Here is a 10,055-nt window from a genome sequence, read left to right as displayed (position 1 = left end):
TTGCAAATGTAGTGTTCTTTTTTCAAAAGCAAAACTTTTTTTTCATTATTTCAGTGCCACTCTGATTATCAATTAATTAATTTTTCAGCAATTAAAAAAATGGCCGCAATCATTGCTTAGAATGAGTACAAACAAACAATTTTATTGTTTTTTTTATGCATGCATAGTAATTTTTAAATATTAATATCCTAATTTAGCACAAACAATCTAATATTGCATGGTAGCACAGATCCTCTTTCTAGTACTTACACTTGCAGCAATTGCGCTGTTTACCATTAACCTGCGGAAAATAATCCGCAATATCCGTTTAGGAAAAGCGGTTGACCGTAAAGATCAGCCACAAAAAAGGTTAATAACGATGCTTCGTGTAGCTTTTGGTCAATCTAAAATGGTGGTACGCCCTATCCCGGCCTTTCTACACTTTTTTGTTTACATCGGCTTTGTGATCATTAATATCGAAGTACTCGAAATTATGATCGATGGATTATTTGGCACCCACCGCATTTTTAACGGTTTGGGCGGTTTATATAATTTTCTGATCGGTTCTTTCGAAATCCTCGCTTTTACCGTTTGGGTTTCCTGCGCTATATTTCTTGTACGCAGAAATATTCTTAAACTGAAACGTTTCAGCGGTGTAGAAATGAAAAGCTGGCCAAAATCTGATGCCAATTATATCCTGATCACCGAAATTTTATTAATGAGTGCTTTCCTGCTCATGAATGCAGCCGATGCCAAACTACAACTTTTAGGTGTTAGCCATTATGTAAATGCAGGTGCATTTCCGGTAAGCCAGTATTTAATGAACATCCTTCCTTCGTCAGAAAGCGCGTTGGTTATTGTAGAGCGTAGCTGCTGGTGGTTCCACATTATTGGTATCCTTGCTTTTTTAAATTACCTGCCCTACTCAAAACATTTCCACATCCTTTTTGCCTTTCCAAACACCTATTTTTCTAACCTCGAACCAAAAGGCGAATTTAACAATATGGCATCTGTTACTAATGAGGTAAAAGCCATGCTCGATCCTTCATTTGTACCTGCAGAAACCGAACCTGGTAAATTTGGTGCAAAAGATGTAACCGATTTGAGCTGGGTAAACCTGATGAATGCCTACACCTGTACCGAATGTGGCAGATGCACTTCGGTATGTCCGGCAAATATTACAGGTAAACTTTTATCGCCCCGTAAAATTATGATGGATACCCGCGATCGGATTACCGAAGTGGGACAAAATATTGATAAACACGGCGCTGAACATCAGGACGGCAAATCTTTGCTCGACGATTACATCAGCAGGGAAGAAATCTGGGCATGTACCAGTTGCAATGCCTGTGTAGAAGCCTGCCCCGTAAATATCGATCCTTTACAGATTATTATGGAACTCCGCCGTTATGCGGTAATGGAAGAATCGCAGGCACCTGGAAGCATTAATGCCATGTTGGGCAACATTGAAAATAACCAGGCCCCTTGGAAATACTCTCCTGCCGATCGTTTTAACTGGGCCGAGGGTTCTTAGTTTTGAGTCCTAAGTCAATAGTCTTGAGTCCTAAGTCGGATGACTTGAAAACAATTGAATAATACAATTAACCAGTTAACCCCTTGAGTGGAGTTCAAGGGTAAACAATTAACCTATAAAAAAGCAGTTAACCGATTAACCAATTTAAACGCTTAACCTATATTATAAAAAAATGGAATTTAAAGTCCCTACAATGGCCGAATTGATGGCCGCAGGTGAAGAACCAGAGATATTATTTTGGGTTGGATGTGCAGGCAGTTACGATGAACGCGCACAAAAAATCACGCGTGATATATGCAAGATCTTACATCATGTAGGTATAAAATATGCCGTTTTAGGAACTGAGGAAAGCTGTACAGGCGATCCGGCGAAAAGAGCAGGTAACGAATTCCTTTTCCAGATGCAGGCCATGACCAATATTGAGGTGCTGAATGCATACAATATTAAAAAGATCGTAACCGGCTGTCCGCATTGTTTTAATACCATTAAAAACGAGTATCCAGGCTTAGGCGGTACTTACGAAGTAATTCACCATACCCAACTCATCCAGGACCTGATTAACGAAGGCAAGTTAAAGGCTGAAGGTGGCGAAAGCTTTAAAGGCAAAAAAATCACCTATCACGATCCCTGCTATCTGGGCCGTGGAAACGGAATATACGAAGCACCAAGAAAAGCATTAGAAGTTCTGGATGCGCAATTGGTAGAAATGAAACGCTGCAAAAGTAATGGTTTATGCTGCGGTGCGGGTGGTGCACAAATGTTTAAAGAACCTGAAAAAGGAAATAAAGACATCAATGTAGAACGCATTGACGAAGCTTTGGAAACCAATCCACAGTTTATTGCCGCCGGTTGCCCATTCTGTATGACGATGTTAAGTGATGGTATTAAATTAAAAGATAAAGAACAGGAAGTTAAAGTACTCGATATTGCTGAGATCACAGCAAGGGCAAACGGGTTGTAATTTTTGCATTGATTAAAGCACTCGTCACCCTGTCCCGAATCTTCGGGATCAGGGGCCTCCATGCTAAAAAGATGCTGACCACGAAGCTTCGGGGTCGTATGACGAATCGATGTAACTAACTGACCTGGTCTTAGCGTCTCGCTAAGACTTTTTTTATTTCAAATCCCAAATAATTTAATCGTCTGATTTCACTTCTGCTTTAGGTACTTCAGCAGGCGGTAGCTTAATAATCTTTTCAAAATTATCCCTGATCAGGTTTAAATCTTCGGCCTCCATATTTTTTAATGGGATAATAATTTGTGTCGCCATCGAGTCTACATCGCCACCCCTATCCTTGTAAGTCTGCACAATTACGTCGTCGCTTTTGGTATGGATGTACAATTTCCCCGAACTAGTGGTACCATAATAATCCATATCTTTAAATTTTGCCAGCTTAAATGCGAAATACTCTGTTTTACCGTTACTATAGTATCGTTTATAACGGCAAAAGCCATTGTTGGTAACATTTAATTCATAACGTTTTATCTGGCTGTTTTCCTGAGCATTATCGTAATGATCAATAAATGTTTTTTGCAGGTAACCTGTATATTGCTCGAGGGCTTCGGGATCGGAAAAAGCGTATAAAAACGTACAAAAAGCCGAAACAAGCGATATTTTCAAGCAGAGTGTAAACTTTTTCATCGGGTTAGCGTTTTAAACACAGCAAATTAATTAAAATCATAAATTTGTATATGAGTTTTTCTCCACAATCAAGAGTTTGGATATACCAAAGCGATCGCAAATTTACTTCAACCGAAGAAAATGAGATCCTGAACAAATTAGCAGCTTTTACCAACCAATGGAAAGCCCATGGAAACGAATTGCTTGCAAAAGCAGAAATCCGTTATGGCTTTTTTATTATCCTTACAGTAGATGAAAGTCAGGCTGGGGTTACCGGTTGTTCTATAGATAGTTCGGTAAGGCTAATCAAAGAAATTGAACAGGAATACCACGTAGATCTTTTTAACCGTTTCAACATGGCCTATAAAGTGAATGGAGAAGTTGTGGTAAACAGCAAAGAAGATTTCGAAACCCTGGTAAACATTAAACAGGTAACACCCGAAACCATTGTGTTTAACAACATGGTGCAGAACCTGGCTGAACTGGAAACCAAATGGGAAGTTGCATTTCAGAATAGCTGGCATTCTACCGTTTTCGCACACTTACTTTAACCTGCATGTTCATTGTAGATTTAAAATATATTGTTCCTTTAGAAGAACTGGACAAGTACATGGAAGCACATGTTCAGTTCTTAAATAAATACTATGATGAAAACATTTTTGTTGCCTCAGGCAGAAAAGTGCCCCGCACAGGTGGTATCATTTTAGCTTTAGCCAAAGATGAGGAAGCTTTAAAAAAGATCCTGATGGAAGATCCTTTTTATACCCATCGATTGGCCGATTATACCATCACGCAGTTTCTCACTTCTCAATACCATCCTGACCTAGAATTGCTTTTAGGATAAAAATACCTAAAACCTAAGGTGCTAAAAGTGATATTTTTCTTTACCAGCCAAACAATTAGCATTCAAAAAGCATTATATTGTTAAATCAAACTAATGTGTATGAAGCGCTGGCTCAAAATCTCTTTAAAAATCATATCGGTTTTTGTTATCCTGATCATATTAACCTGGTTGGCAGGTGCATTTTACATCAGCCGGAACAAGAAAGAAGTATTGGCTTCTATCCTCTCTCAACTGAATAAAAATTTAAATGGCAAAATTACAGCCACAAGCATGGAACCCACGCTCCTTAAAAGTTTTCCGGGTGTTTCGGTATCGTTAAATGGTGTTTTATTGAGAGATAGCCTTTGGAATCAGCATAGACACGACCTTTTAAAGGCCCAGGATATCGATGTATCATTAAATGTGCTTTCGCTCATTGTAGGCAATATTAACATTAAACAGATTGCCATAAATAATGCCTCCATCTATATTTACACCGATTCTACCGGATATAGCAATACCAGTATTTTTAAAAGTAAACCCAAAACCGATAAAAAATCATCGCCAAAATCTTCGGCATTAGAGGTAAAAAAGATTGATTTTAACAAAGTGAGTTTAATCCTTGATAATAAAAAGAGGTTTAAACTGTTCAATTTTGATATCGACCAGATCCAGGGCAGAATGGAATATCCTGATAGTGGCTGGACTGGAAAAATCAAACTGAGTACCAAGGTAAATAGCTTTGCTTTTAACACACGTAAGGGAAGTTTTTTGAAAGATAAAACCCTTGATGGCACTTTAGTTGCACATTATAGCCGCGATTCGGATGCGGTGATATTAAAACCCGAAGTTTTAAAAATCGGTGGTCACCCTTTTAAGATCGGCGCCAAGATAGATCTATCCAAATCTGCCTTTGCTATTAGCATTGCAGTTGATGATATTTTATTTAGGGATGTGGCTTTATTGCTTTCACCAAACATTTCTTCCAAACTTTTAAAGTTCGGCATCGAAAAACCGATCGATATCCGTGGTAATATCATCGACGATGGATCGGGCAAATATGGCGATCCACTGATCAAAGTTGGTATTACCGTGCGCGATAATGTTGTTTCTATACCTGCCGGAAAATTAACAGCCTGTAATTTTGATGGTTCATTTACCAACCGCGATACAGTTGGAGGTATAATCGGCGACGAAAATTCTTCCATCAAATTCCATAAGCTTACCGCTAAATATTTCAATGCCCCGTTGAAGATCGATACGTTTACGGTAAACAACCTTTCGAGGCCCATTGCCACCGGACTGGTTACCTCACAGTTTCCCTTATCCAACTTAAACAATTCGTTAGGTACAAATGATTTCAATTTCAAAAACGGAACAGCAAACTTAAGGTTGTACTGCCAGGCCGATATCGATAATTTCCGCTTTACCAAACCTGTTGTTTCTGGCAAAATACAAATTGCCGATGCTGACATTTTATATGTACCACGCAATCTTCATCTGGTAAAAAGTGCATTGAATATCAATTTTAACCAGAACGATTTATCTATCCAGAACGGACATTTCCAGTTGGGCAAAAGCGAGTTAAACGTTAATTGTAGTATTGCCAATTTTGCCAATTTATATTATACCGCGCCAGATAAAATCTTAGTGAATTTAAAAATGTCGAGCCCACAGCTGTATTTAAAGGAATTTTTACCCTTTTTAGGTCCACGGTCGAGCAATAAACCAAAATCTAACGGCAACAAAAAAATAGTTTCCAAAGAATTGAGCAACGTGCTCGAACTTTCCAAAATGAATATCCGTTTAACTGTCGATAAAGCCATTTACGATAACTTTACGGCAAAAAACCTCGATGCTGATATTTCATTACGTGGTGGTGGTATATTTTTCAATAAAATAAGTGTTGCCCATGCCGGCGGACAGCTTTCGTTAAATGGGAATATTATACAGGAAGCGGCTTCGAACAGTTTTAAAATCAATTCAAAAATAAGCCATGTAAGCGTTAAAGATTTCTTTTATTCTTTCGATAATTTCGGACAGAATACCATTACCAACAAAAACTTAAAAGGTTATTTATCCTCGCTCGTAAACATTTCCGGCAGGATATCGCATACCGGAAAAATCCTTCCACGATCGATAAACGGCAAGGTGGTATTTAACCTCAATAATGCTGCTTTAGTCAATTTTGATCCGATGGTTAAAGTAGGGAAATTTGCCTTTGCCAACCGGAATTTATCAAATGTAGAAATCAAAAATTTGGACGGAACACTCAATGTTAAAGGTGATAAGGTAGAAATCAGTCCGATGCAGGTAAATTCCAGCGCCTTAAACTTTAACGTTAAAGGAACCTATGCCTTAGGCCCTGGTACAAATGTAGCTATGGATATCCCGCTAAGAAACCCCAAAGGCGACGAAAACCTAACCAAAGAAGAGAAAAAACAGGCCCGTATGCGCGGTATTGTATTGCACTTAAAAGCCGTTGACGATGAAAAAGGCGGCATTAAAATCAGATGGAATAAGGATCATGATTAACCGATGGAAGATGTGGAATGGACAATGTAAAATGGATAATGGAAGGAACCCTGTCCCCATTATCCATTTTACATCAAACATCTTACATTAAAAATCAAGTGGTCCTAACCTGTTCATATTCCTTAAAATCAGATATTGGCGGTGCCTGATGTATGGTGTGGCATTTTTAGGCGTCCATCTTCTTGGATTTGGAAAACAGGATGCGATTAAAGCGGCCTGTTTTTTAGTGAGTTTGGTGCACGATTTGCCATAATACTCTTGCGAAGCAGCTTCGGCGCCATAAATACCATCACCCATTTCAATTACGTTCAAATAAACCTCCAGAATTCTTTCCTTGCTCCAGAAGAGTTCGATCAATAAGGTAAAATAAGCCTCAAAACCCTTCCTGATCCATGACCTGCCGGGCCATAAAAAAACATTTTTGGCTGTTTGCTGCGAAATGGTACTCCCTCCTTTTACTTTCTTGCCCTTAGCATTGCTGGCGAAGGCTTTCTCGATCGCTTTCATATCAAAACCAATATGCTTTAAAAAAAGCTGATCTTCGGCTGATACCGCAGCCCGTTTCATATTGTCGGAGATATCATCAAATTTCACCCATTTTTTCTCCGTTTTAAAAGGCTTTCCATCTGATTTACGTTCAATATTACGCAATACCATTAAAAGTGTTATCGGCGGATTAATGAAACGTAATGCAATTACCCAAAATACAGAAACCAGCAAAAAATATAAAAATACCTTAGTTGCAATGTTTGTGATTTTTTTTAGAAGCGGATTTTTCGCTTTACTTTTCGTTCTGGTTGTCCGGGTTTTCGCCATAGGCCAAAGGTAATTAAAGGTATGGAAGATGTAAAATGTTACATGGAAAATGGATGATAGATATCACCAATAAACAAAACAATAATCAATTTTCAATAACCAATAGTGATCGCTCAGGAGTATGTCGTTAAATCTTAATGTCCTTAACTCCTTAATGGTCAAAAAGTGGAAAATGGAAAACGTAAAATGGATGATGGGAATCACCAATGATCAAAACAATCACCAATAATCAATTTTCAATAACCAATAGCGATTGCTCAGGAGTATGTCGTTAAATCTTAATGCCCTTAACTCCTTAATGGTCAGAAAGTGTAAAATTTAAAATGTAAAATGGATGATGGAAAATTATGATTTTTTGGCATTTAAAAGCCGAATGCAAATTAATACTCCTTCATTTTCCTATATTAGACCTATGATAAGACTGATTTTCGCCCTTATATTATCCTTCTGTTTTATTGCATGTAGAAATCCAAAACTAACAGAACGTACCAAAGTTACCCTCACTCCCTCCACAAATAAGCTACCCGATTCCAATAAAATAGATACCGCTTACAAACCGCTCACCATTAAAATAGGTCACGCCGATAGCATCAGGATAAAAAGGGTATATTTTGACCATAAGGATTACGATCGTTACCATGAAGCGATATTTCTGAATGATAAACAGATTTATTTAGATACTACACACTATTTTATCTACGAAAGTAAATACAACAGGGTGATCAAAAGCAAAGATAAAGTGCTGCTGTTTTTGGAAAACGATGGAAGGCCAAACTTCAATTTTATTACAGCTTACTCAATTTCTAAAGATAACAAGGTAACATTTATTGCAGATTGTGTATATAACGACAAAAATCAGGGCGGAGGACCAGCTCCATTTACAGATATTGATCATGACGGTTTTCTCGAATATGGCGGTTTCGACATTAATGAAGTACCTGAGCATCCCGATTCTATTTACTACAATCCATCCGAATTCTATGAAATCAGAAATGGTATAGTCAAATTCGACAGCTTGCTAGCAAAAAAGGCAGATATAAAGGAAAATGGAGTATACCTATCCAACTTTATGGACCAGAACGGCAATTGCTGTAAAGTTATTAAAAAGCCTAAGCGATAAATAATATTTATCATTGCCTAATTGAATAATTAATATAGATACCGGAAATCAAATTAACCAAATGAGAAAACTAAGCTACTTGCTTCTGGCCCTAACTTTATGGGGTTGCAGCAGCACGAAAAACATCAATAAATCAGAAAAGTGGATTACCCTTTTTAACGGAAAAGACATTAAAGATTGGAACGTAAAAATCCATCACCATGATTATAATGTGAATTTTGGCAATACTTTTAGGGTAGTTGATGGGACAATACAGGTACGTTATGATCAATATGGCGATTTTAACGATCAGTTTGGCCATCTTTATTATAAAACACCCTTTTCTTACTATCACCTCAAACTGAAATACCGCTTTGTTGGCGAACTGCAAAAGGGTGCTCCAAGTTATACCCTGCGTAATAGCGGTGTAATGTTCCATTCGCAGGACCCGAAAACAATGCCGAAAGAACAGGATTGGCCAATTTCAATCGAGATGCAGTTTTTGGGCGGCTTAAGCGATGGTCGTCCACGGCCTACCGGCAATATGTGTTCGCCAGGTACGGATATTTTCTATCAAGGCAAACTATATGATGGGCATTGCCTGGATTCTAAATCAAAAACATACGATGGCGACCAATGGGTTTCAGCAGAGCTGATTGTAATGGGCGATTCGCTGGTTACACATATCATCAATGGCGATACAGTTTTACAATATAGCAAACCACAGATAGGTGGCGGTGTAGCCAACCGTTACGACCCAAAGATTAAAATTGATGGCAAAGCACTTACCGAGGGCTTTATTGCCTTACAAAGTGAAGGTCAGCCGGTAGATTTTAAGGATATCCAGATCATGGAGCTGCCGCATAACAGCAGAAAAAAATCAAAATAAACATTTTTCGATATCATACGTTACAAGAACATGAAAGTTGCATTAATTACAGGAGGAAGTAAAGGAATCGGTTTCGGTATTGCCGAAGCCCTTTTAAAAGAAGGTTATAAAGTAGCCATTACAAGCAGGACGATCGAAAGTGCCAACCAGGCTGCAGCCCATTTGGTGGCACATGGTGATGTACTGGCCATTGAAGCCAATGTTGCTGATTTTAACTCACAACAGGCAGCAATTAACCTCATCGTCGAGAAATGGGGACAATTGGATGTGCTGATCGCCAATGCCGGTGTTGGCCATTTTGCACCGATTGATGAACTGGATATTGATTTATGGAAAGAAACCATCGATACCAATTTAACAGGTGTTTTTTACAGCATCAAAGCATCAGTTGATGAAATCAAAAAGAACAAAGGGCATATTTTCACCATATCAAGTTTGGCAGGAACAAACTTTTTCGCAGGTGGTTCGGCCTATAATGCAAGTAAATTCGGTTTAACCGGCTTTACGCAATCGGTTATGCTCGATTTAAGAAAATATGGCGTAAAGGTAAGTACCATTATGCCCGGATCGGTGGCAAGCCATTTTAACGATCATCAACCTGATAGCGAAAACGATGCCTGGAAAATCCAGCCGGAAGATATGGGCAAACTGATTGTTGATCTTTTAGCCATGCCTGCAAGAACTTTACCGAGCAAGGTAGAAATCAGACCAACTACGCCGAAAGGATAGTAGGGATGGATGATGTAAGATGGATAATGG

10 protein-coding genes are annotated in these 10,055 nt (G+C 38.5%); 8 read left to right on the top strand and 2 right to left on the bottom strand.

Features of this window, described 5'->3' with window-relative positions:
• Positions 1 to 217: 217 nt before the first annotated feature.
• Entirely contained in the window at positions 218 to 1,513 is a 1,296-nt protein-coding gene (locus tag B2V92_RS13985) for a (Fe-S)-binding protein (protein WP_293309157.1), read from the top strand.
• A gap of 172 nt (positions 1,514 to 1,685) precedes the next feature.
• Positions 1,686 to 2,474 (top strand): (Fe-S)-binding protein, encoded by a 789-nt coding sequence (locus tag B2V92_RS13980; protein ID WP_113948060.1) that lies wholly within the window; start codon positions 1,686 to 1,688, stop codon positions 2,472 to 2,474.
• A gap of 174 nt (positions 2,475 to 2,648) precedes the next feature.
• Here the strand turns inward: B2V92_RS13980 and B2V92_RS13975 are convergent, their stop codons facing one another.
• On the bottom strand, positions 2,649 to 3,155 hold the full coding sequence (locus B2V92_RS13975; RefSeq protein WP_293309154.1) for a hypothetical protein: 507 nt from the start codon (positions 3,153 to 3,155) through the stop codon (positions 2,649 to 2,651).
• A 50-nt stretch (positions 3,156 to 3,205) separates the two neighbouring features.
• Here B2V92_RS13975 and B2V92_RS13970 point away from each other — a divergent pair, with 50 nt between their 5' ends.
• The 3 genes from B2V92_RS13970 to B2V92_RS13960 all read left to right on the top strand — a co-directional run bounded on the left by B2V92_RS13970 (position 3,206) and on the right by B2V92_RS13960 (position 6,492).
• The gene (locus tag B2V92_RS13970; RefSeq protein ID WP_293309152.1) at positions 3,206 to 3,685 is read left to right on the top strand and encodes an ABC transporter ATPase; all 480 of its coding nucleotides are present in this window, start codon (positions 3,206 to 3,208) and stop codon (positions 3,683 to 3,685) included.
• A 5-nt stretch (positions 3,686 to 3,690) separates the two neighbouring features.
• Positions 3,691 to 3,978: a YciI family protein gene (locus tag B2V92_RS13965; protein WP_293309150.1), complete on the top strand. Its 288-nt coding sequence runs from the start codon at positions 3,691 to 3,693 to the stop codon at positions 3,976 to 3,978.
• Positions 3,979 to 4,077: 99 nt separating this feature from the next.
• Entirely contained in the window at positions 4,078 to 6,492 is a 2,415-nt protein-coding gene (locus B2V92_RS13960) for an AsmA family protein (RefSeq protein WP_293309148.1), read from the top strand.
• Between the two features lie 87 nt (positions 6,493 to 6,579).
• Here the strand turns inward: B2V92_RS13960 and mtgA are convergent, their stop codons facing one another.
• On the bottom strand, positions 6,580 to 7,308 hold the full coding sequence (gene mtgA, locus B2V92_RS13955; protein WP_293309146.1) for a monofunctional biosynthetic peptidoglycan transglycosylase: 729 nt from the start codon (positions 7,306 to 7,308) through the stop codon (positions 6,580 to 6,582).
• Between the two features lie 412 nt (positions 7,309 to 7,720).
• On the opposite strand from mtgA, the gene B2V92_RS13950 reads away from it, so the two are divergent.
• The 3 genes from B2V92_RS13950 (at position 7,721) to B2V92_RS13940 (ending at position 10,025) form a co-directional block, all read left to right on the top strand.
• A complete protein-coding gene (locus tag B2V92_RS13950) occupies positions 7,721 to 8,428 on the top strand; it encodes a hypothetical protein (RefSeq protein ID WP_293309144.1) in 708 nt (235 codons plus the stop codon).
• Between the two features lie 61 nt (positions 8,429 to 8,489).
• Complete coding sequence (locus B2V92_RS13945) at positions 8,490 to 9,296, top strand: 3-keto-disaccharide hydrolase (RefSeq protein ID WP_293309142.1); 807 nt, start codon at positions 8,490 to 8,492, stop codon at positions 9,294 to 9,296.
• A gap of 30 nt (positions 9,297 to 9,326) precedes the next feature.
• Entirely contained in the window at positions 9,327 to 10,025 is a 699-nt protein-coding gene (locus B2V92_RS13940; protein WP_293309140.1) for an SDR family oxidoreductase, read from the top strand.
• The last annotated feature ends 30 nt before the right edge of the window (positions 10,026 to 10,055 follow it).

This window comes from Pedobacter sp. UBA5917 (genome assembly GCF_002432345.1).
Classification (GTDB): domain Bacteria; phylum Bacteroidota; class Bacteroidia; order Sphingobacteriales; family Sphingobacteriaceae; genus Pedobacter.
The sequence above is the reverse complement of the archived record's forward strand: the minus strand, read 5'-3'. Positions and strand labels throughout refer to the sequence as shown.

Coding starts and splice junctions, on each gene's coding strand:
- B2V92_RS13940 (WP_293309140.1), top strand. CDS start 9,327: ATGAAAGTTGCATTAATTACAGGAGGAAGTAAAGGAATCGGTTTCGGT.
- B2V92_RS13985 (WP_293309157.1), top strand. CDS start 218: ATGGTAGCACAGATCCTCTTTCTAGTACTTACACTTGCAGCAATTGCG.
- B2V92_RS13960 (WP_293309148.1), top strand. CDS start 4,078: ATGAAGCGCTGGCTCAAAATCTCTTTAAAAATCATATCGGTTTTTGTT.
- B2V92_RS13980 (WP_113948060.1), top strand. CDS start 1,686: ATGGAATTTAAAGTCCCTACAATGGCCGAATTGATGGCCGCAGGTGAA.
- B2V92_RS13950 (WP_293309144.1), top strand. CDS start 7,721: ATGATAAGACTGATTTTCGCCCTTATATTATCCTTCTGTTTTATTGCA.
- B2V92_RS13965 (WP_293309150.1), top strand. CDS start 3,691: ATGTTCATTGTAGATTTAAAATATATTGTTCCTTTAGAAGAACTGGAC.
- B2V92_RS13975 (WP_293309154.1), bottom strand. CDS start 3,155: ATGAAAAAGTTTACACTCTGCTTGAAAATATCGCTTGTTTCGGCTTTT.
- B2V92_RS13945 (WP_293309142.1), top strand. CDS start 8,490: ATGAGAAAACTAAGCTACTTGCTTCTGGCCCTAACTTTATGGGGTTGC.
- mtgA (WP_293309146.1), bottom strand. CDS start 7,308: ATGGCGAAAACCCGGACAACCAGAACGAAAAGTAAAGCGAAAAATCCG.
- B2V92_RS13970 (WP_293309152.1), top strand. CDS start 3,206: ATGAGTTTTTCTCCACAATCAAGAGTTTGGATATACCAAAGCGATCGC.